Source organism: Nocardia sp. 852002-51101_SCH5132738, from assembly GCF_001665695.1.
Taxonomy (GTDB): Bacteria; Actinomycetota; Actinomycetes; order Mycobacteriales; family Mycobacteriaceae; genus Nocardia; species Nocardia nova.
Map to the genome: position 1 here is coordinate 1 of NZ_LZML01000013.1, position 24776 is coordinate 24776.

Annotated in this window: 24 protein-coding genes, 1 tRNA gene and 1 pseudogene; 7 read left to right on the forward strand and 19 right to left on the reverse strand. The window is 67.5% G+C overall.

Annotated features, from left to right (window positions below):
- From A5789_RS01460 to A5789_RS01540, 17 genes and pseudogenes are all read right to left on the reverse strand, one after another.
- Nucleotides 1–370 (reverse strand): annotated as a pseudogene (locus A5789_RS01460) (IS3 family transposase); the annotation flags it as partial.
- A 375-nt stretch (nucleotides 371–745) separates the two neighbouring features.
- On the reverse strand, nucleotides 746–2188 hold the full coding sequence (locus A5789_RS01465) for a hypothetical protein (protein WP_064923041.1): 1443 nt from the start codon (nucleotides 2186–2188) through the stop codon (nucleotides 746–748).
- A gap of 426 nt (nucleotides 2189–2614) precedes the next feature.
- Nucleotides 2615–3175, reverse strand: coding sequence for a single-stranded DNA-binding protein (locus A5789_RS01470; protein ID WP_064901841.1), 561 nt, complete (start codon nucleotides 3173–3175; stop codon nucleotides 2615–2617).
- Between the two features lie 85 nt (nucleotides 3176–3260).
- The gene (locus tag A5789_RS01475; RefSeq protein ID WP_064901840.1) at nucleotides 3261–4955 is read right to left on the reverse strand and encodes a ParB/RepB/Spo0J family partition protein; all 1695 of its coding nucleotides are present in this window, start codon (nucleotides 4953–4955) and stop codon (nucleotides 3261–3263) included.
- Between the two features lie 94 nt (nucleotides 4956–5049).
- Nucleotides 5050–5289 carry a hypothetical protein gene (locus tag A5789_RS01480; RefSeq protein WP_064901839.1) on the reverse strand — a complete coding sequence of 80 codons (240 nt, stop codon included), beginning with the start codon at nucleotides 5287–5289 and terminating at the stop codon, nucleotides 5050–5052.
- 58 nt (nucleotides 5290–5347) lie between these two features.
- Nucleotides 5348–6388 carry a DUF4192 domain-containing protein gene (locus A5789_RS01485; RefSeq protein WP_082940397.1) on the reverse strand — a complete coding sequence of 347 codons (1041 nt, stop codon included), beginning with the start codon at nucleotides 6386–6388 and terminating at the stop codon, nucleotides 5348–5350.
- An 89-nt stretch (nucleotides 6389–6477) separates the two neighbouring features.
- A complete protein-coding gene (locus A5789_RS01490; protein WP_064901837.1) occupies nucleotides 6478–7317 on the reverse strand; it encodes a DNA-processing protein DprA in 840 nt (279 codons plus the stop codon).
- Nucleotides 7314–8243, reverse strand: coding sequence for a DNA-processing protein DprA (dprA, locus tag A5789_RS01495; RefSeq protein ID WP_064927107.1), 930 nt, complete (start codon nucleotides 8241–8243; stop codon nucleotides 7314–7316). The genes A5789_RS01490 and dprA overlap by 4 nt, the downstream gene beginning before the upstream one ends.
- Nucleotides 8244–8709: 466 nt before the next feature.
- A complete protein-coding gene (locus tag A5789_RS01500; protein ID WP_064901835.1) occupies nucleotides 8710–9207 on the reverse strand; it encodes a TIGR04338 family metallohydrolase in 498 nt (165 codons plus the stop codon).
- Nucleotides 9204–9971 (reverse strand): DUF2786 domain-containing protein, encoded by a 768-nt coding sequence (locus tag A5789_RS01505; protein WP_369817468.1) that lies wholly within the window; start codon nucleotides 9969–9971, stop codon nucleotides 9204–9206. Before A5789_RS01505 ends, A5789_RS01500 begins: the two co-directional genes overlap by 4 nt.
- Nucleotides 9968–10648 carry a hypothetical protein gene (locus A5789_RS01510; RefSeq protein WP_064923039.1) on the reverse strand — a complete coding sequence of 227 codons (681 nt, stop codon included), beginning with the start codon at nucleotides 10646–10648 and terminating at the stop codon, nucleotides 9968–9970. The genes A5789_RS01505 and A5789_RS01510 overlap by 4 nt, the downstream gene beginning before the upstream one ends.
- Nucleotides 10649–10819: 171 nt before the next feature.
- Complete coding sequence (locus tag A5789_RS01515) at nucleotides 10820–11080, reverse strand: hypothetical protein (protein WP_064901832.1); 261 nt, start codon at nucleotides 11078–11080, stop codon at nucleotides 10820–10822.
- Between the two features lie 51 nt (nucleotides 11081–11131).
- The gene (locus A5789_RS01520; protein WP_064901831.1) at nucleotides 11132–11890 is read right to left on the reverse strand and encodes a class II glutamine amidotransferase; all 759 of its coding nucleotides are present in this window, start codon (nucleotides 11888–11890) and stop codon (nucleotides 11132–11134) included.
- Nucleotides 11878–13095, reverse strand: coding sequence for a hypothetical protein (locus tag A5789_RS01525; RefSeq protein WP_064901830.1), 1218 nt, complete (start codon nucleotides 13093–13095; stop codon nucleotides 11878–11880). Before A5789_RS01525 ends, A5789_RS01520 begins: the two co-directional genes overlap by 13 nt.
- Before the next feature lie 135 nt (nucleotides 13096–13230).
- Nucleotides 13231–13986, reverse strand: a complete 756-nt coding sequence (locus A5789_RS01530; protein WP_064923037.1) for a class II glutamine amidotransferase — start codon at nucleotides 13984–13986, stop codon at nucleotides 13231–13233.
- Nucleotides 13974–14642, reverse strand: coding sequence for a hypothetical protein (locus A5789_RS01535; RefSeq protein WP_228794905.1), 669 nt, complete (start codon nucleotides 14640–14642; stop codon nucleotides 13974–13976). The genes A5789_RS01530 and A5789_RS01535 overlap by 13 nt, the downstream gene beginning before the upstream one ends.
- A 654-nt stretch (nucleotides 14643–15296) precedes the next feature.
- Nucleotides 15297–15872: a hypothetical protein gene (locus A5789_RS01540; protein ID WP_064901828.1), complete on the reverse strand. Its 576-nt coding sequence runs from the start codon at nucleotides 15870–15872 to the stop codon at nucleotides 15297–15299.
- 127 nt (nucleotides 15873–15999) lie between these two features.
- On the opposite strand from A5789_RS01540, the gene A5789_RS36215 reads away from it, so the two are divergent.
- Complete coding sequence (locus A5789_RS36215) at nucleotides 16000–16548, forward strand: hypothetical protein (protein ID WP_155525712.1); 549 nt, start codon at nucleotides 16000–16002, stop codon at nucleotides 16546–16548.
- A gap of 106 nt (nucleotides 16549–16654) precedes the next feature.
- On the opposite strand, the gene A5789_RS36220 is transcribed toward A5789_RS36215, so the two are convergent.
- A complete protein-coding gene (locus A5789_RS36220) occupies nucleotides 16655–17266 on the reverse strand; it encodes a hypothetical protein (protein WP_155525711.1) in 612 nt (203 codons plus the stop codon).
- A gap of 654 nt (nucleotides 17267–17920) precedes the next feature.
- Here A5789_RS36220 and A5789_RS37580 point away from each other — a divergent pair.
- Together A5789_RS37580 and A5789_RS01545 are read left to right on the forward strand one after the other, a co-directional pair.
- A complete protein-coding gene (locus tag A5789_RS37580) occupies nucleotides 17921–18028 on the forward strand; it encodes a DLW-39 family protein (protein ID WP_218018595.1) in 108 nt (35 codons plus the stop codon).
- Nucleotides 18029–18043: 15 nt separating this feature from the next.
- Nucleotides 18044–18116 (forward strand) — tRNA-Ala (locus A5789_RS01545).
- Between the two features lie 56 nt (nucleotides 18117–18172).
- Here the strand turns inward: A5789_RS01545 and A5789_RS01550 are convergent.
- Nucleotides 18173–18811 carry a TetR/AcrR family transcriptional regulator gene (locus A5789_RS01550; RefSeq protein WP_064901826.1) on the reverse strand — a complete coding sequence of 213 codons (639 nt, stop codon included), beginning with the start codon at nucleotides 18809–18811 and terminating at the stop codon, nucleotides 18173–18175.
- Between the two features lie 178 nt (nucleotides 18812–18989).
- On the opposite strand from A5789_RS01550, the gene A5789_RS01555 reads away from it, so the two are divergent.
- The 4 genes from A5789_RS01555 to A5789_RS01570 all read left to right on the forward strand — a co-directional run bounded on the left by A5789_RS01555 (nucleotide 18990) and on the right by A5789_RS01570 (nucleotide 24713).
- Entirely contained in the window at nucleotides 18990–20771 is a 1782-nt protein-coding gene (locus tag A5789_RS01555) for a multicopper oxidase family protein (RefSeq protein ID WP_064901825.1), read from the forward strand.
- Nucleotide 20772: 1 nt separating this feature from the next.
- Nucleotides 20773–22029 carry an oxygenase MpaB family protein gene (locus A5789_RS01560; RefSeq protein WP_063025967.1) on the forward strand — a complete coding sequence of 419 codons (1257 nt, stop codon included), beginning with the start codon at nucleotides 20773–20775 and terminating at the stop codon, nucleotides 22027–22029.
- Nucleotides 22026–23090 (forward strand): lipocalin-like domain-containing protein, encoded by a 1065-nt coding sequence (locus tag A5789_RS01565; protein ID WP_064901824.1) that lies wholly within the window; start codon nucleotides 22026–22028, stop codon nucleotides 23088–23090. Before A5789_RS01560 ends, A5789_RS01565 begins: the two co-directional genes overlap by 4 nt.
- Before the next feature lie 66 nt (nucleotides 23091–23156).
- The gene (locus A5789_RS01570; protein WP_155525710.1) at nucleotides 23157–24713 is read left to right on the forward strand and encodes an FAD-dependent monooxygenase; all 1557 of its coding nucleotides are present in this window, start codon (nucleotides 23157–23159) and stop codon (nucleotides 24711–24713) included.
- Nucleotides 24714–24776: the final 63 nt, after the last annotated feature.

Consider the following 24776-nt stretch of genomic DNA (forward strand, 5'->3'; position numbering starts at 1 on the left):
AGGCCACCGCTTTCACGGTGGCCTTGGTGTTCGGTGATGAACCGAACGATCAGCGCTGGGGCCGGTCGATCTCGGCGGCGAAGAAAGCCGACGCAGCCTTGAGAATTGCATTGGCGCGCTTGAGTTCTGCGTTCTCGCGTCGCAGCCGCTTCAGCTCCGCCATCTCATCGGAACTGGTTCCTGCCCGGTTTCCGGTGTCGATCTGGCCTTGGCGCACCCATTTGCGGACAGTTTCCGGCGTCCCGACTCCGAGCAGGTCAGCGACCGCTTTCATCGCCGCCCACTCCGACTCGTGCTCGCCCTTGATCTCGGCGAACATCCGCACGGCCCGCTCACGCAGCTCCTGCGGGTACTTCTTCGAACTCGACACGACTCCATCCTTCACAGAGGTTGAAGTCTCCCGACACTCCGGGGCGGTTCAGGGGTGAGTGGGTGAGAGTGAATGTGGAGGGTGGTGCTGGGGCCTGCGGCTTGGCCGTCGCAGGCCCCAGCTGGCGCAAGCGAGCGCGGCTGCGCCGCGCGGTCGTGTGGCGCAGCCGGTCAGTCGCGCGGGCGCTTGTCGTCTCGCGGTGAGTGGGTGTCGGGGACGGTCACGAGTGGGTGGCCGGACAGGGCGAGGACGATGAGCAGTCCGACGATGAAGATGAGCAGGTCGTGCACGCGAAACTCCTCACAGAGGGGTGGTGGCCGGTCCGTCGCGGGGGAGGCGTCACCGCGACGGACCGGAGCGCGAGGGTCGCCTGTGTCAGGCGGCGACGGTCTGGCGTGTGGGTGGGGTGACGAGGCCGAGCCAGACGCGGCATTCGGTGCAGAACCCGTCGTCGTGGATGGCGCGGATGCGGGTGCATCCCTCGCAGCGGGCCTGGCGCTGCCCGGCACCGGTCACCGGGCCTTGACGGCGACGGGTCGCAGGCTTCGCCTGTGCCGCACCGGTTTCGACGTCGGCGCCGCGATCGGCGGCCTGCTCGGGGTGTTCGGGCTGGGGAAGGTGTTCGTCGATGATGGTGGTCAGCCAGCGCGGCGCGCGGCGGCGTGTCTCCGCGAGCAGGGCGGGCGCGGCGCCCGGGTAGCTGGTGGTGAGGAATCGGCAGTAGGTGCGGGCGAGGTCGGTGGCGGTGAATCCGGTGGGGAGTTCGGGCAGGCGCGGGGTGCGCTCGTCGCCGCGGCAGTAGTCGCACAACCCGTCGTCGCTGCGCCGCCGCCCGTTGTCGGAGTGGATCAGGTGCTGGTCGTGGGTGGAGCGTTCGATGAAGCAGGCGACGCAGCGCCATCCGGAGATCGGGGTCATGGCTTCGCGGGTGTAGTCGATGCTGTTGCCTTGGAACGGCATCTCGGGCCGCAGGTCTCCGCGCACACCGGTGCGGGCGTCGGCGTAGGCGAGCGCGTTGTCGTGCGAGATTCGGCGACTGTGCTCGGCGGTCGCGGCGTCGTGGGTGTGCTGTTCGGCGACGTGGTGCACGAATTCGAGATCCCACCGCGCCCGCACGTCCTCGTCGCTGCGCGGCTGCGCGCCCTGCACTCGCACTGCCGATGACGGGTTGGGTTCGGCGAGCAGGCCGAGGTCGCGGAACCGCTGTTCGCTGGCGCGGGTACGGGCGAGCTCACGGGCCATGGTGTCGCGGTGCAGATTGTCGGCGACGTAGGCGGCGACGACATCGGGTTCGACGAGCGCGGGTCGGCGTTTGCCGCGGGCACGGACGCGGGCGGTGATCTGTTCGGGTGTCATGCGTGATTTGTCGGTGGCCCGTGACGGGGCGAGGTAGACGCGGGCGGGCGGGTTGCGCCACAACCGGATCGAGGTGCGGTCGGTTTCGGCGGCGGTGAGGGGGGCGTAGTCGCGGAAGGCTTCGTCATCGATGCTGCTGCCGTTGGCGCGGGCGCGCTGTTCCAGGAGCGCGATCCGCTCGGCACGCTCGCGCACATACAGGCGGGGGTCGGTGCCGGGCAGCAGCCGCGCCAGCAGTCCGCGTTTGGGTTCGTCGTTGCGGAAGGCGGCGTCCAGGCGCAGCAGCGCGGTGCGATACGGGTAGAGGGTGAAGGTTTCGACCATGGCGTCGAGCACGTCCCGCTCAGCTGCGGTGGCGTGAGCGAGTGCGGTGGTGAAGGTGCGCCGCGCGGCGCGGCGGTCGCTGGTGAGCGTGTAGTCGAGTTCGGCGATGGCATCGAGGAAGGTGCTGGTTTCGGTCACGAGAGTTCGTCCTGTCGTCAATCGAGGATGGGCGAGCACCCGCTGGGACCGTCACGGCCCGATCGAACATGCGGGTGTCGGGCCGGTCGTGGTGACCAGCCGAGGGCGCAAGAACCAGGGCGGGACACGACGCGGGTGGAATGGCGGAACGCGCCGGGGCGTGCGCGGGCGAATTCCCGCGCACACCAACCGGAATGAAGATGCGTGTGGGCCGGTGCGCCGGGGAATTCGTGGGCGCCGGGCGCGGGCCGTCACGCGCGGCGCGGCCCGCCCTGGTAGCCCTCGGATGGCTGGTCACCAACGGCCGGCCAGCCGCACGCCCCACAACGCAACTCACCCCGCCTGGAACCGGGAGAGGGATCGGGGCGGGGTGAGGACCAAAAAGTGGAGTTGAAAGGCAGTGACTGAGAGTTGCAAGGCGGTGGCTTAGAACGGGGGTGCGTCGTCGCCGAACCCCGCGGCGGCGCCGGCCATCGCCGGTTCCCGCCACGGATCCTCGCCACCAGACGCGGAAGCCGTCGGCCGGTCGAGCCCTGTGCTGGTGTCCGTGTCGGGGGTGCCGAACCCGGCGCGGTGCGTCGTCACGGCGCGGCGGGTGCGTGGCCCACCGGATTCGCCCGTGGAGGTGCGGGTGACGGTCGCGGTGGCGAAGCGCAGCGAGGCACCGACCTCGTCGACGTCGAGTTCGACGACGGTGCGTTTGTCGCCCTCGCGGGTGGTGAACGAGCGCTGCTTGAGTCGCCCGGTCACGATGAGACGCGCCCCCCGCGAGAGCAACGACTCGGCGAGGTTCTCTGCTGCCTGGCGCCACAGGTTGCAACGCAGGAACAATGGATCGCCGTCTTTCCACTCCCCGGCGTTGCGGTCGAAATACCGCGGTGTCGAGGCGACGGTGAAATTGACGACCGCCGCGCCGGCGGGGGTGAACTTGAGCTCTGGCGAGTCAGTCAGATTTCCTATGACAGTCAAGACAGTGTCACCGGCCATGAAGATCCTCCTCAATCATCAGCAACAGGATCGGATGGAAACGGGATCGGCCCTGCCGCGCAGCGTGGGCAGGGCCGGAGTGTGGTTATTTGTCGATGGGGATGTCCCGGTAGTCGATGTCGCCGGCGGCGGCCTGTTCGACGTCGACCAACGCGAAATCGTCGTCGGGACCGGCGATGTCGGCGAGCAGGTGCAAATACCGGGTAGTGGACTCGGACCGTGTTCGCCACAGGCTCTTATCTAGGGTGACTTCCCGGTTGGCCAGTACCATGCCCAGCGCGAGCACCCACGCCCGGTTCACGGAGGCGGACCCGATCACTTTCACCAGTTCCTCGGTCGACCAGCCGACGCCGAGCAGCTTGGTCACCAACTGCAACGCCCCCGGCGCCAGGTTCCGCGCCAGGTACTCGGCGACGAAATGCGCGGCCTGGGTGGGCGGTTTGGTCCGCTGGAAGTAGGTGGTGAGGAATTCCTCGCGCCGCTCGGCCGCGGCCACGCCCCGTTTGTTCAGCTCCCGTACCCGGCGCCGGGCCAACCGTGATTCCTCCCGCGCCGCCGCGGCGCGTTCGGCGGCGGCCAGCGCCTCCTGCGGGTCAGCGGCCTGCGGAACAGGCAGCCGCAGTCCGGTGGTGTCGAGGTGGCCGGCGGGCAGGTAGTAGGCCGGGATCCAGCGGTCGCGCCAGGCGAGCCCGTCGGCGCGACGCAACCCGTCGCCGGGCTCGGGGTCGGGGTCGTGCTGGGTGTCCCAGTCGACGGTGTCGGGATCGACGAGCGCGCCGGTGGCCGTGTCGACGAGCTCACCGTTTTCCTCGACATCGACCCACACCATCCACCGTGTCGGATCGGCATACACGTCGTCGTCGGTGATGGGTTCGCCGTTGTCGCGGGTGAGGTCGGTGGCGGGCAGATAGCCGTCCTCGGGGCCGGGTTCGTCGGTGAGGATCCCGAATCCGTAGGTGCCATAGGGAAGTGAGGCGTGCAGGCGGCGGCGTGCTTCGTCGCGGTCGGCGGCGATCGTCTTGGCCGTATAGTCGAAGTTGTAGCGCGAGGCGGAGGTCAGCTTCTCCACGGCGTCGCTGTCGCCGAGGTTGTCGTAGTCGGCGATGACGGCGAGCTGGTCGAGGCTGTACTGTCCGTTGTCGGCCAGTTCGCGCCCGGTCGCGGACCGGCCGACTGCGGCGAGTTTGCGGACCTCGGCGCGTTTGGTCTGTTGCAACCCTTTCGCCACCCGTGTGGGTGAGGCACCCAGGTCCAGCATGAGCGCGACACCGGCGGCGTAGTCGGCCTGGGTCAGCGGGATCCGGCGTTCGTTGAGGTTGATCTGCGCCATGGTGCGGTCGATGCGACGCTGTTTGGTATCGACGTCGGTGGGCGCGTCGGTGATCCACACCGGAACCCGTGAGACGCCGACGGCTTGGGCGATCAACACCCGCACCTGGCCATCGATCACGTGCACTGTGCCGTCGGGTTCGCGCTCTGCGAGCACCGGTGCACCGACGCCGAACTCGCGGATCGAGTCGGCCTGCTTCGGGTGCTCGGCGACATCGAAGTCTTTGCGCACGTTCTCCGCGATCACCAACTCCTGCGGATCCATATACGCCGCAGTCGCATCTGGCGGAACCTGCGTCCGGCCATCGGAGGGCTCGTCGTCGCCGGTGGTGGTGGGCGCAGGCTGTGAACAAGTGCGCTCATCGTCGGCGTGATCAGCGGCCGCTGTGGATGTAGTCGAGTCGGTGTCGGGTTCGATGTCGGGGACGACGGTGAGGGCGGTCGAACTCAAGGAAACCTCCTACGAATGACGTACGGCGCGGCCCCACCGATATGGATGGTGGTGGGGCCGCGCCGATCTGGACGGTGAAACGGAATCGGCTGGTTCAGGCGGCTGCCTGGCTCGACGCGCGGGTGACGTTGATCGGGTGCAGGCGCAGCACGCCGTGCTCGTCGTCGAGGTAGGCCCAGTGACGGCCCCGCCACCCGGCGTGCTCGCCGCGCCAGCGGTCGGCGACGGCGGAATCCAGCTCGGCGAGGGTGGCGGTCGTGCCCGCGGCGCCACGGTGTTCGAGTCGATCGAATTCCGCGCGGGACAGGGTAGGAACAGAGTTCGCGGACGGCATGAACAGTGACCTTTCTGATCGGAGACAAACGAGGAAACGAAAAAGGAGGCGATGCTGGTTAGCGGTGCAGATCGACGCCGAGCGCGTCGGCGATGTCGTGCGCGTAGTTGACGACAGCGTCGAGCCGGGGTGGGGACGTGCCGTCTCGCAATGTGGTGTCGAGGGAGCGGGCGAACCGGTGCTGTGGGTCGGAGTCGAGGGCTGCGTCCAGCGCGATCGAGGCCAGCACTCCATCGCCTCGGTGATAGGCCGAGAACGCCAGCAGAGCCGCGGCATGGGCGCGTTCGGGATCGGGCAGGCTGCGGGTGAGCAACGCCCACAACCGTTCAGCCGCGTCGACACGGGCAGTGCCGGCCAGCCCGAGCATGCAATGGCGCACGGCCGCTGTGCGTAAGGCAACGGCGAGGCCGGCCATATCCGCCGGAGTCAGCCCCGAACCCGCCGCGAGCGCGTCAATGTGCGCGACCACCCTCGCGACGGTGTCGGTGATCTCGCTGGGCGCGTGCTGCGTGCGGGTGCCGGTGTCGGCGGCGAGCAGTGCGCGGACCTCGTCGGCCAGCGCCTGATCGGGCTCGATCAGGCGGGTCAGTTCCTCGCGTGAACGACGGATCGGATGTCCCGCGACGACGAACGTGGCGGCGAGCGCCGACGCGTCGGGGTCGGGCACGACGCCGGACTCGGTGCCATCGAGCAGGCTCCACCACCGCGCGCCTGCTTCGATCACGCGGGTCGCCCACGCCGATGCCAGAACAACACCACGTGAGGTGAGGGCGCGGTCGAGGATGTTGACGGTGGGGGTGTGCCTGCTCGGCGGCGCGGACGCTGGTTGCGCGGTGCTGTCGACGATGAGAACCAATACTGCCGATACGTTTTCGTTCGCGGCGACGTCGGCCAGTTGCGTGACGACGCCGGTGAGCTGCTTGTCGCTGATGTGGAGGTCGTGGCGGGCGATGAGTTTGATGCAGACCTCGTCGGCGGGAGGGCGGCGTTCGAGAAGCGCCACGACCACTGAATCGACCGGGTAAAAGCCGAGCAGGGCCGGCACGGCGGAGATGAATTCACCCGGGGCAGACATGCGTAGCGTCGTCGGCTGAGTCATGAACAACCCCTTCTCTGGACAACGAATCGGAGACGGCCGACACGGCTGACTGGGGCGCTGGCAGCCAGGTCGGCGTGTTCGCAGTCACCTCAGGAAGTGGTGGATTCGCGGCCGGTGGCGATCAACTCGTGCGGCAGCGCGGTGGTCGCACTGGTCACGGGCCCTGGCACCGCGAACATCGGAACCCGATGGCGCACCGCGTGCGCCGCGATCGCGGCGGGTTCACCGCCTGGTGTGGACTCGATGATCAGCACTGCTCGCGACAGCGCGGCCAGCAGGCGAGTCTGGGCGCGGCGACGGGCCCGGGTCGGCGACGCGCCGGGCGGGTATTCGGATAGCAAAAGTCCGTTGGTGGCGATGGTGGCGAGTAGTCCGGAATGTCGGGGAGGGTGAGCGACGTCGATCCCGGCCGCGAGAACCGCGACCGGACTGCCGTGCTCGGCTAGTGCGGCTTTGTGTGCGGCCGCGGCGACGCCGTATGCGCTGCCCGCCACGACATTCCAGCCCAGGGTGGCGAGTTCGGCGGCGATCCGGTCGGTGACGGTGCGGCCGTATCTGGTCGCCGCGCGGGAGCCGGTGACGGTGATCGCCCGCGTGGTGAGGGTGTCGAGGCGGGCGGGGCCGCGTAGGTAGAGCGCGAACGGGCCGGATTGTGTGGCGCGGTCGAGCCGCGCCAGCTGCCACGGCCATTCGGCGTCATCGCGAGTGATCAGCCGCGCTCCGAGCTCGTCGAGACGGTCGAGATCGCGGCGCGCGTGCTCCTCGAGACCGGAAGGGATCGCGAAACCGGCGTGTCCGCGGCGGATCCGATCCGCTATCTCGCTGGTGGGTCCGGACTGGCACAGCAGGTGGGGTCCGCGCGCGCTGTGGGTGAGCGCGCGGGCGACGAGGGCTCGGTCCAACAGGTCGGAGGTGATGGTGCGGGTCACGACGCTGGCCCTGCTCCGAGGTCGGTGACGATGTCGAGTACGTCGCGTCCGCTGGTCGCCAGGTGCGCGGTGTGTTCACGCAGTAGTTGGTGGCATCCGGCGGAGGTCACTGAGTAGATCGGTCCTGGGACTGCCGCGATGCGCCGATGCAGTCGCTGGGCCCACGACGCGGTGTCGAGGCTTCCCGACCGCGCACCGGCCTCGCAGATCAGCAGACCGGTCGAGAGGGCGGCGATGAGCCGATTGCGTTCGGAGAAGCGGGAGGGCGTCGGTGCTGAGCCGGGCGGATATTCCGACACGATCAGTCCCTGGTCGGCGAGTTGATCGAACATCGCCAGGTTGCCCGCCGGGTGGGCGCGGTCGATCCCGGCGGCCACCACCGCGATCGTGGGCGCCGACGCCGACAGTGCCGCCTCGTGAGCGGTGGTATCGATGCCGTACCCGGCGCCGCTGAGGACACGCCAGCCTCGGTCGGCGAAGTAGGTCGCCATCTCGTGGGCCACACGTATTCCGTAGTCGGAGGCAGCCCGCGACCCCGTCACCGCCACGGTGCGATCAACCGACACCGTGAGTGCCAGCGGCCCGCGCACCCATAACCCCACCGGGGCACGAACGTTCGCGCGTTCGAGGTCGGCGACCGCGGCCGTCGGCCAATCGGGATCGTCGGGAGTCAGAAGCATCGCCTCGGCCGCAGCGGCGCGATCAAGATCCGCTGCCGCCTGCTCGCCCACATCTGATTGGATCTGGAACAGCTCGTGTTCGCAGCACAACCGATCAGCGACGTCCTCGACGTCGGTGTCGGCCAGAAGGATCGACACCGCAAGGGAATTGGTTAACGCGGCACGAGCGGTGACGGCCCACGCGAGACGGCGCCGCGAGGTCAACGGCGTCAAGCGTTCGTCAAAGGCATCGTCGGAAGCCGACACAGTGATCCTCCTGAGGGAAGAGTCGATGGTGGAGTCGAGCAGCGCCGTTCTAGAGCGCTCTACCTAGCTCTGTGACCAGCGAGCGTGAGCGGGAGCAGGACCGGCTCGATGCTGTGCTCGACACTGGTCAGTGCATCGGTGTTCGCGAGGGAAGAGACGTATGGGTAAGCGCCGCATAGAGGCTGGAGTCAGCAATGTCGAAGAAGGCGCTGTCGACACAGGCGAGATGAGAAGAACGGGCGCGTCCGGAGGGGTGGAACTACGCCCGTTCTCGCCCCTTCGTCCCAGCAACGGTGTGTGAGTGCACCGTGACGACGAAGGGTTGCATCGGGGAAGGGGATAGTGCGAGCCACCCGTGTATCCCCTCGGTTCCCCCGATCCCATCGCGAATCCTAGACACCGGCCGCCCGTCGCGGCGGTGAGTGAGCGGACCGCGACTGGAAATATTCGTGTCGCGGTCGCGGCGCTAGGTGAGGTGGGCTCCAGTGTCGTGGAGCATGGTGCGCATCAGCCATCCGGCTTCCGCGCCGACGACGGTGTCGAGCAGATCGCAGAAGACGCGGCAGAACTCGGGGCCGTGCCCCGCTGGGCGGGGTTGCAGGTGGTGGGCCAACTCGTGCAGCACCAGCAGTTCCCGCACGGCACGCTCGCGTAGCGGGACTGCGATCGTGGCGGTGGCAGGCTCGTAGTGTGCGTAGCGGCTGCCGCGCCGCGCACGCACCCGCACTGGTACTGCGGAGTGCGGGTACCGGGCCTGGATAGAGGGCAACGCCAGCACGGCGTCAAGGTATGCGCTCACGGATTCGACTGTGCCCATGCGTCTTTCGATCGGCACGCTGATCTGGGAGCCGAACAGTTCGACGGTGCGGCCGGGAGTGTGGTCGGCGAGATCGAACAGGGCACGCAGCCGGTGCTCGGCGTCGTAGACCTTGCGGCGTTGCCTGTCGCGTGGCCGTGCGGTCACGACGGCAAACCTTTGCGGGGGCCGTCGATCTGGCCGAGGTCGTGCAGGCGGGCGCGTTGCCCGTCGCGGTCGCCGGCGTCGGCGGCGGCCGGTGCGTGTCCCATAGCTCGTCGGTGGCCAGCCCAGGTGCCTTTCGCGGTTGAGTGTGCGGTGTAGTAGTCGCGCAGCTCGACGTCTTTGTCTCGCAACGCCAACGCTGTGCTCGGTGCTGCCGGTGAGTCGGTGGCGAGGGCGTCGGCGCGTGCCTGGTTGCGGTCGGCGCGTAGGCGTTGTCCGACGCGGGCGGCGAAGGCGCGCTGGTAGGCAAGGCGTGCGGTGACACCGGCGACCGGGTGGCGTTGGTGGGCCGCGGAGTGCAGGTAGGCGCGTGAGCCGCGCACCATCTGGGCGAGCAGATGGGTGTAGAGCAGCTGGGTGGTGTCGATGTCGGAGCCGAGCCCGAAGGCGATCACCCAGGTCGAGTTGTGGGCCGCGTCCACGCGCACGTCGTTGGCGTGGGCGATGGCCACGAACAACTGCACATAGGTGGCCAGCCCCTTGGTTCCTTTGGCGCCGATCTCGATACGCCGCATCCCCGGCATCGGGCGGGCACGGCCGCGGTCGGCGGCAGCGGCACGGGCCACAGCCAGGTCGATGGAATGCTGAGTCGCCAACTGCTGGGCACGTGATAGGAATGCCTCGGCCTCGTGCGGATTGTCGGTGCCCTCGGCCTGGCGCATCAACGCACCGATACGGGTGAGCAACCTGTCGGTATCCGCCATCATTCACCGTCCCCGGTGAACAAGGCGCGGGTGGCGATGATCGCGGCCAGCAAGTCCAGCGGCTGACCACCGCTGTCGCTGGCGGCGGCGTCGCGAACCTTGCGGAGCTTGCGCAGCCGCGAGGCAGGGCGCAGTTCGACACCGAACATCGCCATGCTGTGTTCGCCGCGGGGGGCTCGGATCAGGGTGTAGTCCTCGATCGCGACCCACGCCTCGTACCACGCCTCGGCAGGCTGGCCTTCACGCCGGCCCTCACCGGGCCCCGGATCCGGTGGCGCCCACAGGCGGCAGGAGCATTCCGGGTCGCCGCACGGGCGCCGACTGGGATGCCGGTTGTAGTGATCGGCCTGCCCGGCCAGCATCGGGCATGCCCGTGTCGAATAGAGACCACACTCCGGATGCAGCGCAGGTTCCGGACCTATGCCGCGCAGGTAGTCCCACGGCCGGATGTAGACCACGACCCAGGGGCCGTCGAGGCGCTGACCGCATACCTGGCACAGGCTGTGCTGCCAGATTTGTTGCAGCCGTGCCGGATTCACTGCGCCCCACACGGGCTTGGTGGGGTCGCGATGGGTCATCGTGATGTACGGCACGACCATGCCCGCCGAGACAGGCGCCTCGGCCAGACGCTGCGGAACCGGAACCGGGGCGGGGGTGGCTGCGCCAGAAGTGTCGGGCATCGGGTACCTCCATTCGGATCGAAAAGGGGAAACAGAGCAGGGAGCTGGAGCGGCGCTGCGGTGAGCCGGGCTAGCCTCTGCGTGCATCGTCGATCGGTCCCGGGCGCGCATGGACCGTCGTGAGTCGCGATGGCGGTGGCCACGGTCCATGCGCCGGCGGGGCCGTAACGATCACTGCTCCTCAGCCGTCCCAGGGCCTGGAGGCGGATGTGCGCGCAGTGCGCGAGAGGCGGTGCGTACGAGCCGTTCCCGTGTCTGGTAGTCGGCGATGGCGTTGTTGAGCAGGTCCAGTGGCTCACCGCCGATGACGGTGGCCAGCGTGTGCGCGACCCCGAGTGCATGCCGCGTCGAGGCGATGTAGGGGTCGAGAGCGTCGAGCAGAACCTCGACGGTCTGGTCGCGGCTCAATGGTTGTGCGGTGGAATTGCACACGGGTGCGAATCCTTTCGAGTCCGAAAGCGCATCGATCGGTGGCGGGGCCGGTCAGTGGGATTGCAGGCCGAGCAGGTCGGCGTAGCGGTCCGCGCCGTCGAATTGCGGGCAAGCGCAGCGGGGAAATGGATGCCCGCAGTCGGCGCAGTATCCGCAGTATCCGCAGTGCGGGCCGAAGGGTTCGTCTTCGAATGCGCCGCAGTATTCGCAGAGTCCGATGTAGTCGGTGTCTGCGCTGGCCCACTCGCGTATGAGGTAGCTGTCGTTGGAGTACCAGGTGCCGCCGACCCAGTGCCCGTGGTGTTCGTTGAAGATGTAGGCGGGGTGTTTGTAGGCGGGATCGGTGGTCAAGATGACGACTTTGTTGGAGGCGAGCCAGTGCTCGAACCGCGCCCGCCCGGCCCAGCTGTCCAGCGACCCGAACGGGTTGGCCGGCAGGAAATCCTCGGCTGCGATCCGGGTATCCGAGCGCGAGTCCCCGGCGGCGGGATGGACATTGTCGGGTAGGACCCCGTTGTGGGCGAGCACGGTTCGCTGGTCGCCGCCAACGATGAAGGGATGGCAGTTACTGGTGTCACGGTCGCCGTGGGTGGCGTAGCGGGAATGGAACAACGCCGGCCCGCCGGGATGTTTGGCGCGCTGTTCGGCGAATTCAGCGATCACCTGCTCGGCGTTCATTCCGTGGCCGACGAGGATGGTGTGGCCGGTGTGTATGGCGTAGCCGTGACCGTGTGGGTTGGCCAGCGCGCCGCTGTGCAGGGCGTCGAGGTCGGGGTCCTGGCCGGGTTTGTAGAAGGTCAGGATGCACACGCGAGGGCCTCCAATTCGTCGGTCAGGCAGCGGTATTCGGGCCGGGCGGCCAGCCACGCGGTGAACGCCGCCCATTCCCAGCCACGACGGCGCGCGATATCGGCGGCCGACAGGGTGCGCGTGTATTCGACGGAGGCGTTAGCGAAAGCGAGCGCGGCCTGCACCTCCCGCGTGTGCAGGGAGCTGGCGAACACCCGCAGCTCGAACGTGTCCTCGGGGCAGACGTTGATCGCCCGGTACCGGAACGCGCCTCCGGTGTCGCCTTTGGCGTGGGCGGCGGCGTTGGCGCGGGCGCTCGGGTCGAACACAGCCCACTGCTCGGAGTCCCGGCGGGCCAGCACCTTGATGTGGGATTCGTTGCGGTAGACGAACTTCAACCACCGGTAGGTGTGCGCGGGGGAGGAGAACCCGGCGCGGGACACGTGCACGTGGATGCCGACGCTGGTATCGGTGTAGGCTCCCAGCAGTCGCAACCGATTCAGCAGCGACCACGGAAATTGTTGGCGCGCAAACTCATACGACACCGGGTGCGTCACGAGCTCGAACCCACACGGCTGGATGCTGCCGTCCTCCTTCAGGTATCCGATGTCACCCAGCCGGTCGATCGCGAGCTCGACGGCTTCCTCGAAAACGTCTCGGGGGGTTTTGATTTCGAGTTCGAGTCCGAGGTAGAGCGGTCCGGTGCCGTGGAAGTCGGGTTCGGGCTTGTAGCTGTAGGAGTGGACGCCGTGGTGGTCGGGGCGTTCGTTGGCGCAGGTGTCGCAGTAGTCCTCCCAGCAGCGGATGAGGATGTCGCAGCCACCGCAACGGTGGTAGTCGGCGTCCTCGCAGCGACCGCACACATCCGCCCCGGCTTCGGTCTCGTTGAGCCCGTCTGCGCGTGAGCCGCAGTCGTCACACACCAGGTAGCTGTCGGCGCAGTCGTCACAGACCTCGCCATGGCCGATGACACGGACCAGGTCGCTGTCGAAGCGGTCGCAATCGCGGCACCGACGCCAGCCGATCGAGCATTCCGTGCACACGTCGGTGCCGCGCACGGTGGAGCGGCGTTTTCGTGTGGGGGTGGCGCAGTCGTCGCAGGTGTCGAGCCGGTCGGCGCACGCACGGCACAGATGATCACCTTCGACGGTGGTGACTGTCGTGTTGTCGTCGATCGGGTGTGAACAGTCCTCACACCGCCGATCGGTGAGAGTGGATGCGGGCATACAGGATTCACGTCCTTCCAAAAAGTCGGGGGACAGACGACGGCGCCCCGCTGCGCGCCGGGGTAGCGGCGCGAAGCGGGGCGCAAGAGGAAAGCGGTGCCGGGCAGCCCGGGTCGAGCGGGCCTGGCGGTCGGGTCAGGTCAAGCCGGGTGCGGGGGCCGCGGTGGGAGCCGGCCGGGGCGGCGTCGACAGGCAGGTGCAGTGGGGGAGGGCGGAATGGCAGCCGAAGCACCAGCCGCAGGCGCGGCAGTAGCGGCTGGTGCGTTCGAGATCGCGGTCCAGGCAGTACCCGCACACCGTGCGGCGGCGGACCAGCCAGCGTTGCTCGGGCGGCAGGTAGGAGCGGTTGGAATACCAGACCCCGCCCACCCACTGCCCCGCGCGCTCACCGAACAGGTAGGCGGTGTGGGCGTAAGCCGGGTCGACGGTCAAGATCACCAGCTTGCTCGTCCCCAACCAGCCGGCCAGTCCGCGCGCCCCCGCGACTGTGTCGATCGGCCCGAACGGCTGGCCCGGCAGGTAGTCCTCGGCCGCGATCCGGGTATCCGAACGCCGGTCATAGGCGCGCGGATGCACCCGCTTGGGCAGAGTCCCGTTGTGCGCCAGCACTGTTCGCGCATCGCCGCCGAGCCGGAAGGGATGGCAGTTGGATAGGTCGATTGCGCCGCGGGTGGCGTAGCGGGAGTGGAACAACGCCGGACCGTCGGAGTGTTCGGTTCGGGTGCGGGCGAAGGTGGCGATGACGGTGTCGGCGTTCATGCCGTGCCCGGTGATGATGCGGCCACCGGTGACGATGGCGAAGCCGTGACCGTCGGGGTTCGCCTCGGCGCCGAACTGCAGCGCGCGGGTGTCGATCGCGGCGCCGGCGGGGTAGTAGGTCAGCAGGCACATTGCAGGTTCTCCATCTCCGCGGCCAGGGGCTGGTAGTCGGGGCGGGTGGTGACCCAGGTGGCGAAGCGGGCCCAGTCCCAGGCGCCGGCGCGGATGTCGGCGACCCGCAGGCCGCGGGTGTAGTCGATGGAGGCGGCGGTGAACGCGAGCGCGGCCTGCACCTGCTGCACATCCAGCGAGCTGGCGAACACCCGCACCTCCAAGGTGTTACGCGGCAACGGATTGATCGCCTGGTACCGCTCGAGCCCCAGCGCGTGCTGCGGCCCCTTGGCGGTATGGCGGGCCCGCGCGCGGGCGGCGCTGTCGAACTGGGCGTAGTGCGTGCGCCGGCGCGCCAGGCGGGTGACCGCTTCTTCGTTGCGGTACAACAGTTTCAGCCACCGATACACATGCGCAGGGTTGTCGAACCCGGCCCGGCTGGCATGCACGTGCAGCCCCACTGACGCGTCGGCCTCACACCCGAGCCGTTGCAGCTGCTTGAGCAGTGGCCAAGGGAACGCGGCGATCGCGTACGGGTAGGACATCGGGTGGGACACGAGTTCGAACCCGGACGGCCGGATGGAGCTATCACGCTTCAAATACCCGAGGTCGCCGAGGTGGTCGGTGGCGAGCCCGGCGCAAACGTCGAAGCGGCGTTCAGGGACGATGATTTCCAACTCGAGCCCGAGGTAGAGGGGGCCGGTGCCGTGGAAGCGGGGGTCGGGGCGGTAGGTGTAGTTCCAAACCTTCCCGCGGTGGGCGCAGGCCTCGCACCGGTGTCCGGGTCGAACAAGAGTGCCGCATTCCGGGCACGCTTGGAATCGGCTGGCGCAGCGGGGGCAGGCGCGGTGCCCGCCGGAGATGTAGCGGCTGTCGGCACTGAACCGCCCACAGCTGAAACACGCAGCGAACAACGCGCCCGCGCACCGCGCACACACGAGTTGATCGGTGTCGGTGCGCAAGTCCGGGCCGGTCAACCGCCGGCACGACACACACCCTGCCCACCCGGTCAGGCAGTGCGCACACAACTGCGCCTCATCAGCAGTGCGCGTCAGCCGCACTGACGGGGTGCGGCAGTAGTCGCAGCGGGGCAGTTGCTGCCAACACGACGCGCACACAGCGGCATTCGCGATGCACAACTCCGTATCGGACGCCGCGCCGTCGCAGACCGCGCACGGTGGGCCCAGGATCGGATCGGTCATGAACGCACACACCCTCCACAACAGAAAAATGCGCCGGCCGACAGGGGGAGTCGACCGGCGCGGGACAGAGATAGAGACAGGGCAAGCAAGGAGCAACGGGGAGCACCCGATGGGCCCTGCGAGCTTGCTTCAGGCGGCCAGGCTTGGACGGGCGTATTCGCAGTCGTCGGCCGGTTGGCCGTGGTGGCGGCCCGGGCAGTCGATAGTCCGCAGGACGCGATCGGCCACGGACAGCCGGGTGCGGGTCTCGGCCTCGAGATCATCGATGCGGGACTTCGCGATCGCCTCATAGTGCTCGTGCGAACCGGTCACCGATTCCACGTGAGGAAATCCGGCCTGGATCCACATACGCACGTAGAGGCCGAACGCGGCGGTGTTGAGCGGTGCTTTCTGGCTGGCCTGCATGACCGCGAGCGCGACCTCGGCCGCGGTCCCTGACGCCGGGGACAAGCCGGCGGTGACGCGGTCGAGCAGTTCGCGGCAGTGCGACCGGTACACGAATTCCTGGCGCATCCGCTCATGGGTCGGCATCAACAGCGCGAACGAGTGGTAGAGGGTGTTGCGGTGGCGCGGATGGCGTCGTTGCGCGCGGGCGATTTCGTCTTCGGCCCAGTCGATCTGCTCGAACACCGGCTCGAGATCGGACAGACACCGAGACACCACCGATGCGGCATCAGCGACATCGTCGAGCTGACTTTCGGTCACGGGGACTCCTTTCGACAGCAAGGGGCAGTAGCGAAAAGGGAAGCGAGACACGACCGCGAGTTGACGGGCTGATGTCGCTGCCTCTGACCGCGTTGTTGCGGATGCGGCGCCGCTGGGTGACCGTGGGTTGGGCGTATTGTTGAACTGCGAGGCGCGGGTTGATCTCACCGAGAGTTTGGGAGATCACGACATGAACGACCCCCAGGCGAGCAGGAGCACACGCGGACGAGATGCCGGGAAACTCGCTGGCCAACTACGTCATTCGCGGGAAGTAATGGATCGCCGCCGCGCGCTTGAACGTCGCCGCGAACAGAATGTCAGCGACGCCGTGCGGCAGTATTGGTCAGCATGGCAGGCGATTTCAACGATCGAACAACGCCGCGACCGCCGCGTCCGAGCGTTGCACGACAAGATCCGCCACCTCGAAGAAGCCGCGGCAACCGACATCGCGGTACACCACACCAGGCAGGCGGCGGCCGTGGCGCGCATGAACGAGCACGGATGTAGCACCGACGACATCGCCGAACTACTCGAAATCAGCCTCAGGGCCGCGCGTCAACTACTTGCCGCCGGGCAGGAAAAGCCTGAACCAGGCGTGCAGACGGCACATCGTGAGAGCGAGCCACCGTTCAACGAGCCGCAGCGGTCCGCGGGATCGGCAGAACAATCGCCGTGACCGGCGGTCAGAGATAGACCGTCGAGGGATCACCGAACGCAGGATCCGCAAGCGAACTCCGACCGCCCCTACGGTGGAAGGGTTCACGACCCTGTATCGGGAGAGATCACGCGTCGTTGAGGTAACCCCCGACGTTCCAGACGATCCCCTGGAAACCGCCTGGAGGCACCGGATGCCGCACCGGGATCCCGGCGGCGGGCGCGAAGGGCCAAAAGCACATGCCACATCGATGGCAGTAAACCCCAGCCCGCCACACCGCATAAGCCGCAGGAGCTCCGCGCCGAATCCGGGCCGAGCGTCGCAACCGCCGGAACGCGAACCACAGAATCAGCAACGACGGAAGCGCGAGAAAAAGCGCAAAACCAAAAGCCCCGATCAAAATCGAAGCAGCCGAGACGCCGGGGTGTGGACGGCTAATCAGCACGCCCCCAGCGGCGAAATACCCGACGGCAGGCAAGCTCAGCGCCAGTGCGAGGGTTGTGAGGCGACCAGCACCCCGGAAATCGGGCTCGGGCGCGAGTGATTGTGCGAGATAACTGGATTGCGTTCGCTCGACGAGCGAGGAGCCCATGACCGGCATCAGACCCGACGAACTCACACCGACACCGGAGTAGTAGCCGGTGCCGTAGACCGTCGAGGTCCCCGAAGCGCGGATCGCAGGAACGCTCTGCACGCAATCGTCGTAACCGCAAGAGGGACAAGATATATCGACGCTCATGAGGTTCCGATTCCCTCCGACCGCCGCTGCGCCGGGAAGATCGCAGGTGCGCAACAACGTCTCTGCTCGTAGCCGGTGTCGAGATGGTTGCATCCATCGAACACCGCCACCCCGAGCCTGTCGATAGGTAAAACGCACACTTGTGTCACCCATCGGGCATGTACCTCCTCGTCTGCGACAGAAATATGGCGCACATCACATGACCCTCATGGGGGTGCGTACTCGTCATCTGCATGAGTTTGTTAAGTACGCGCGTCGAGCGTCGGCCTGCTCGAATGCGATGCCCCTACCGTGACCTGTGAGTGTGGTCGAGTGGCCTACTGACGCCGTCAGCAGCAGGGATGGGGTGTTGACGGCGTCAGCAGGAAACAGGTATCGTCTGTGCCGCAAAATTGCGCGAAGTTTCGTGAAATTCCTGTTGCTACCGGCGGAGACGTTGTACCGGCCGCCTTAGCTCGACTTTTGTGAGGCAGGGGTTAGGGGTTCGATTCCCCTAGGCTCCACTTCTTCTTCTCACGATCCGGGGGGATCCGATCCGTCTCTCTCGCCGGTTCCTGTCGCGCCGATACACCTCACGCAGCGCTGCCGGTACCGCGTCGTCGATGCCGGAAGCCGTGGCTGCTGGGGCGGTCGCGGCACAGTAGGGTGGACGGCATGAAACTTCTTCTGACGATCGGTGCCATTGCCGCAGTTGTCTTCGCCGTCACCAAGGTTCGCAAGCGGAGCGAGGCGGATCTGTGGCACGAGGTGACCGCGCGCTGAGCCGCCACGCTCACCGGGGCCTTAGCTCAATTGGCAGAGCACTGCCTTTGCAAGGCAGGGGTTAGGGGTTCGATTCCCCTAGGCTCCACAAACCCCGCAGCTCCACAAACCCCGCAGCTCCACAAACCCCGCAGCTCCACAAATTCACGGCCGGGCCAGCAGGTCGATGACCGCCTGCACTTCCTCCGGTGTCGGGGTCGGCAGATTGTCGCGGCCGTGGATCAGCCCGATCCCCAGATACACCATCGCGCCCGCGCGCAGCCGCGCCTGTCCCGGCTTGAAACCCAGATCGAGCATCGCCGTCTGCACGGTCCGGAAGATGCGCTGATCCAGTGCCCGGACCGCCGCCGCCACCGTGTCGTCGGTGCGTGACCACTCCCGCACCGAGGCCTCCACCATCCAGTGCTGCGGATCCACCAGCATGGCCGCCATCTGTTCGATGCGGGACTCGACCGGAATCGAATCCAAGGCGGCGAGGGCCCGGACCGCCTCACTCTGCATTTCGCCCCACCGGTCGGCCATCGCGGCCATCAGTTGTTCGAGATCGTCGAAATGCCAGTAGAAACTACCCTTGGTGACGCCCAGTTCCTCGCACAGCCGGGGAATCCGGATCGCGGTCACACCCTCGCGCGCGAGGAGATCCAACGCGCCGTTCACCCAGTCGTCGTACGACAGCCGCGTCGTCTGACGGCGGTTGCGATGTTGTGCCTCCGCTTTTCTGGAGGCCGCCTTTCCGGACACCGCCTTCTTGGACGTGACCGGGGCCTTCTTCGGTGCCGTCATCCATTCACCGCCGAGTCGCCCAGGTCCATAACCCGATCGTAGGGGAGCCGGCCCGCTGTGGATTCGACATGCGCACGGCCCACCTCCTCGCACCGTTCAAACGAGTACCGTCTACTGTACTCAATGGTATGGTCGCTGCGACGGGTGACGATCGATGTCACCTCGGAAGGTGCGAGGGATGAATCGACCGATCGGCCGCCGTGCGATGCTGCGCGGTATCGGCGCGGGTCTGACGGCCGCGGTGGCCGGGCGCGCGGCGACAGTCACGGCCGATCCCGTGCCGGGCGGATTCGAGAGCCCGCTGTTGTTCCACTCGCCCCCGATGCAGCCTTTCGTGGACGAACTCCCGCGGCCGCCCGTCGTCACCGGCAGTCACCTGGACCTTGTCGCGACCACCACCAGCCATCGTTTTCACCGCGATATGCCCGCGGTGCCCGCCTTCGGATACAACGATCAGACCTATCTGGGCCCGACCGTCGAACACGAAGCCGGCCGGCCGCTGACCGTCCGGTTCCACAACCGGCTCGGCGCTCATCCGTTCGCGGCCGATATCGACACCACCCTGCACGGGGTGCCGGAGAGCTACCGGACCACGGTTCCCGCCTCGCTGCATTTGCACGGCGGAGTGACTCCGCCCGCCAGTGATGGGCACCCGGAACAACTGGTCATGCCGGGACAACACCTCGATCACGACTTCCCGCTGCGGCAGTCGGCCGGTCACCTCTGGTACCACGACCACGCGATGGGGATCACGCGGGCGAATGTCTACGCCGGATTGACCGGCATGATGCTGCTGCGCGACGAATTCGACACGGGAGCTCCGGACAATCCGCTCGGACTGCCGGCGGGGGAGTTCGAGATACCCCTGGTGCTGCAGGAGAAGTTGTTCGCCCCCGACGGCCGCCAGAGTCTGCGCTCGACCGCGGTGGTGCCACCGGGTTCGTGGGAAGGCGGTGCGGTCGGCGACGACGGGGTGGTGTGGCCACAGCTGCCGGTCGCGCGCGGGCTGTATCGGTTCCGTGCGATCAATGCCGCCTCGTTCAGTACGTGGAATCTGTTCTTCGGCAATCGGATGCGGTTCTGGGTGATCGGAAACGACCACGGACTGCTGGATGCGCCGGTGCCGGTACGCAATCTACGACTCGCTCCGGCCGAACGGGTGGATCTCCTGGTGGATTTCGCCGAGCTCGCGCCGGGGGAGACGGTCGAACTATGCAACGACGAAGCACCGGTGTTCCAGGCGTCGATCCTGGGCGAGGTCGCGATGCCGGTGTTCTGCCGCTTCCGCGCCGAGGATCGCGCGGGGTTGCGCGGGCCGGTCCCGCAGACGCTGCGCGGTGGACCGCGACAGCCCGCGCCGCTGCCGCCGGTGCCGGTGCCGACTCTGTCGCGGACCCTCACGGTCAGCCAGCCGTACGAACTGCGGATGCCGCCCGCGATCATGTCGTTGAACAACCTGCGCTATTCGGATCCGGATATCGAAATGCCGCGGCAGGGCACGACCGAGGTGTGGAACATCGTCAACATCACGCCCGATCCCCATCCCATCCACATCCACCTGGTGGATTTCCGCATCCTGAGCCGTACGCCGCTGCGCACTGTGGATTACCAACTCGCTCATCCCCAACCGGCGATCGGCACCCGGTGGACTCCCGATCCGGAGGGCTTCCTGGCCGGGCCGCCGCAGCCGCCGGCGCCGTGGGAGAGCGGCCGTAAGGATGTGGTGCGAGTCGACGGCGGCACCGTCACCCGGATCGTGGTGCGATTTCCGACCGCCGACGAACTCGGATTCGATCCCGACGCGCCCTTTACCGGACTCACCGCGCCCATGCCGGGTGCGGCGCATTCGGCGGAGCATGCCGCGCATCGGGATTCGGATCTGCGCGGCTTCGTCTGGCACTGCCATCTGCTCGATCACGAGGACCACGACATGATGCTGCGATTCCGAACGGTGCGGTGAAATGACGACACAGATACGAACCCTGAAATGCCCCAGCGCTTTCCGGTATTGGGAGGCGAAGCAGCAGCCCGCCGTGCAGCGCTTGGAAGCGATCGTGCGGAAAGTGACCGGGGCCGAACTCTTTCCCACCGACGAGCAGGCCCGGGCTCTCACCGAGGATCTGTTCGCCGGTGATCCGGTCGCCGAACGATTCGTCGCCGAGGTGATGCACGGTCCCGGTGGTTCGGCACAGGGCCGCGCACTGCTGGACCGGGCCTTGGCCGAGGGGATCGATGCCGTTCCCGAGGCGCCGGATTCGATGCGCGAACTGTTCGCCGAATTCGACACCGTGCCCGAGTGGGTGCGTCCCGAATTGGTCGAACAGGGCGCGGCCATCTGGCGGCGCTGGGGCACCATGCTGTTCAGCTTCGCGGGTGCGGAAACACTGGAGATGTACACCGAATCGGCGGTCGCGACTCCGCTGTCGCTGGCGGGCGGATATGCCGGAAACAGTGCGCTGCGCAGGTATTTGGAGACCTGCCGATTCTGGATGGACGTCTCGCAGCCGAATGCGCTGCTCACCCCGGGGTCGACCGGGCGCGCCACCGCGCTCAAGGTCCGGGTGATGCACGTGTCGGTGCGGGCACGGGTGGCCGGCCATCCCGAATGGGATATCGACAAGTGGGGGCTGCCGATCAGCCAGACCTATCAGTTGCTGACCCTGATCGCGGGCAGTGTGACACCCGGCCTCGGGCTGTGGGCGCTGGGATATCAGACGACGCCGTCGGAAATCCGCGCGCTGCTGCACTTTCAGAAGTACATGGGATATCTGCTGGGCGTGCGGTTGCAGTGGCATCCGGAAACCGTGGTCGACTCGCTGCGGGTGCTGGCGATGACCATCGCCTCGCGTTCCTACGACGCCGGTGCGCACGGCGCGGAATTGATCGAGTCCTATCCCGCCGCGTTCGCTCCCCGCCCCGAACACCGCGGCGTGAGCCGGCTGCGCGCCGCCTACAACTACCGCATCAACTCCGTGTATTCGGCGATGTACATGGCGCCGGGCACGCGGCGCAAATACCGTATGCCCCCGGCCTTTCCCTGGTTGCTGATTCCGGTGCTGCGGTTTCCGCTCATCACCGCGATGGAATTCGTGCGCCGGATACCGCCGGTCGGGCGGGTGCACGAGAAGGTGATGGTGCGGCACCGGGAGAACTGGTACCGGGCCCAAATGCAGGGCAGAGAAGCGGAATTCGATGCGAGCGGAGCGTTGCGGCGATGAACGACACAGCCATTGTGGAGGCGTGGAACGGTCCCGGCCGCCGGGACGGTGAACTCACCACGGTCGAACCGCGCCACAACGCACTGCATCCCGCGGCGAGTTCGCTCGCCTTCGAGCACTGGTATTTCGACGCACATCTCGACAGCGGGCATACCGTCGTCGGATTCCTCACCAAACGCCGCCCGGAGGATTTCCCGCACGCGCGTCCCTGGGTCGAGCTGATGGTCTACGAACCGGACGGCACCCGTCGGCAGGTCTCGCGCAAATATCCCCGCAATCAGGCGTCGTTCGACGCGCAGTCGTGTGATGTGCGGATCGGAGACAACCGGGCCTACACCGAATTCCGGCCCGACGGATTGCCGACGCATCACCTGAGACTGGCCGAGGACGGTTTGGTTTTCGACCTGCGCTTCGACAACGAACTGCCGAGCTGGATGCCCGGTAAGGGGGAGACGCATTTCGGCGGCGGTGATTCCTTCGGCTGGGTCGTCGGCGCGCCGCGCGCACGGGTGAGTGGCACCGTGACCATCGACGGCGTCGAGCGGTCCGTCACCGGTCGCGGGTACGCCGATCACAACTGGGGCGTCGGCGATATGCGCAAGATCATCGAGCGCTGGCACTGGGGGCGGCTGTATGTGGAGGACTATTCGCTGCTGTTCGCCGACGTGCTGACCCAGCAGCGACGCGGCGCGCACGAGATCGCGCCGCTCATGCTGGCCCACCACGACCGCGTCGTTCTCTCGACCGGCGAAACGACGCTGCGCGAGGGACCGGCGCGTTTCGACGCGACCGCCGGGCGCGGCTATCCGGAGTGGATCGAACTGCGCGTACCCGATCGGGTCGAATTGCGGCTGACAGTGGATCGGGTGATTCACGCCCACGATCTCCTCGACGATATTCCGCTGGTGGGCACCCGGCTGCTGAAACCGCTGGCGCACAAGTTGATCGGACATCCGGGCTATTTCCGATTCGAATCCACCTTCGAACTGACCGTGCTCGGCGGTGCGGAACCGGTCCGCCGCACCGGCACCACCTTGCACGAATTGGTGGCGCTCACCTGAGACTTGCGCGGTTCGCGCATCCGCGGTGCAAGGACGCTGCAAGCGGTTGGCGGCAGGGTCGATGTCATGAGCGAGACATTCGATGTGGTGGTCGCCGGGGCGGGCCCGGTCGGACTGATGCTGGCCTGTGAACTGCGGCTGGCCGGGGTCGAGGTGCTGGTCGTGGAGCGGCTGACGGAGATCGATCGGACCATCAAGGCCGGAGCGATCAATGTGCCGACGGCTCAGGCCTTCGATCGGCGCGGACTGTTGCCCGAGTTGCTGGCGCATCAGCAGGCGGTGATCGAGCGGATGAACGCGTTCGACGTCCGGAGGGTGGCCGCGAACCGGCCGCCGATCGCGGGACATTTCGCCGGAATCATGTTGTCGTTCGACCTGATCGACGCCGAAGACCCGGCGTTCGCGGGGGTGGGGCCAGCGGGCCGGGCCGTCCTGGTGAGCCAGCAGGGCATCGAGGAGATTCTCGGTGCGCGCGCCGCGGAACTCGGCGTCGTGGTGCGCCGGGGCGTGGAAGTGACCGATCTGACCGACCACGGCGACGGCGTGACCGTGCGCTGCCGGGCCGCCCAGGGTGGTGGTGCCGGGAGCTGTGGCGGCGAGGTGATACGTGCCTCGTGGCTGGTGGGTTGCGACGGTGGACGCAGTACCGTCCGCACACTCGCCGGCTTCGACTTCCCGGGCATCGGGCCGGAGATCACCGGACGGCAGGCGGTGGTCGAGATGTCGGAAACCGAAGGGCTGCAACCCGGTTGGCACGATACCGAGCACGGCATCTACGTCTACGGGCCGACTCCCGGCCGCTTCCTGACCGTGGAACTCGACGGACCGCCGATCGATCGCGACGCGCCGATCACGGCCGCCGAGCTGGAGGCGAGCCTGCGTCGCGTTTCCGGGGCGCCCGTGCGGGTCTCGGCGGTGCATTCCGCCACCCGGTTCACCGACAACACCCGTCAGGTGCCGGACTACCGCAAGGGCCGTGTGCTGCTCGCCGGTGATGCGGCGCATGTGCATTCGCCGTTCGGCGGACAGGGCCTGAATCTCGGAATCGGCGATGCGGTCTGCCTGGGCTGGAAGCTCGCCGCGGTTGTCGACGGGCGGATGGACGAGCGGCTCCTGGACACCTACACCGCCGAGCGGTATCCGATCGGCGCCTGGGTGCTGGAATGGACCCGGGCGCAGGTCGCGCTCATGCGACTGGACCGCCGCAGCAAGGCGCTGCGGGCGGTGATGTCGGAGCTACTGTCCACCGGCGACGGCGCGACCGCCGTGTTCAAGCGGATTTCCGGTGTGCTGCACCGCTATCATCTGGGCGGCGACCACGAGCTGATCGGCACCATCGCTCCCGATCGCGATCTGTCCGACGGGACCCGCGTGGCGGAGCACTTCGCCACCGGTCAGGGTGTGCTGTTCGATTTCGCCGACTCCGCGCAGCTGCGCGCCGCGGCGGCGCCGTGGCAGGACCGGATCCGGATCGTCACGGCGAAGCCGTTGGACGCCTCGGACGTGCCCGGCTCCCGCGATGCGGCCGGCGTGCTCGTCCGTCCGGACGGCTACATCGCCTGGGCCGCCACCGACGGCACCGAAGGTTTGACGACCGCGCTGACTCGCTGGTTCGGCCGGTGAGCGGGATTTCTCGTCGGCTCGTTCGGACGTCTTAGATGTAACTGCGCGTAGCGGGCAGATGTG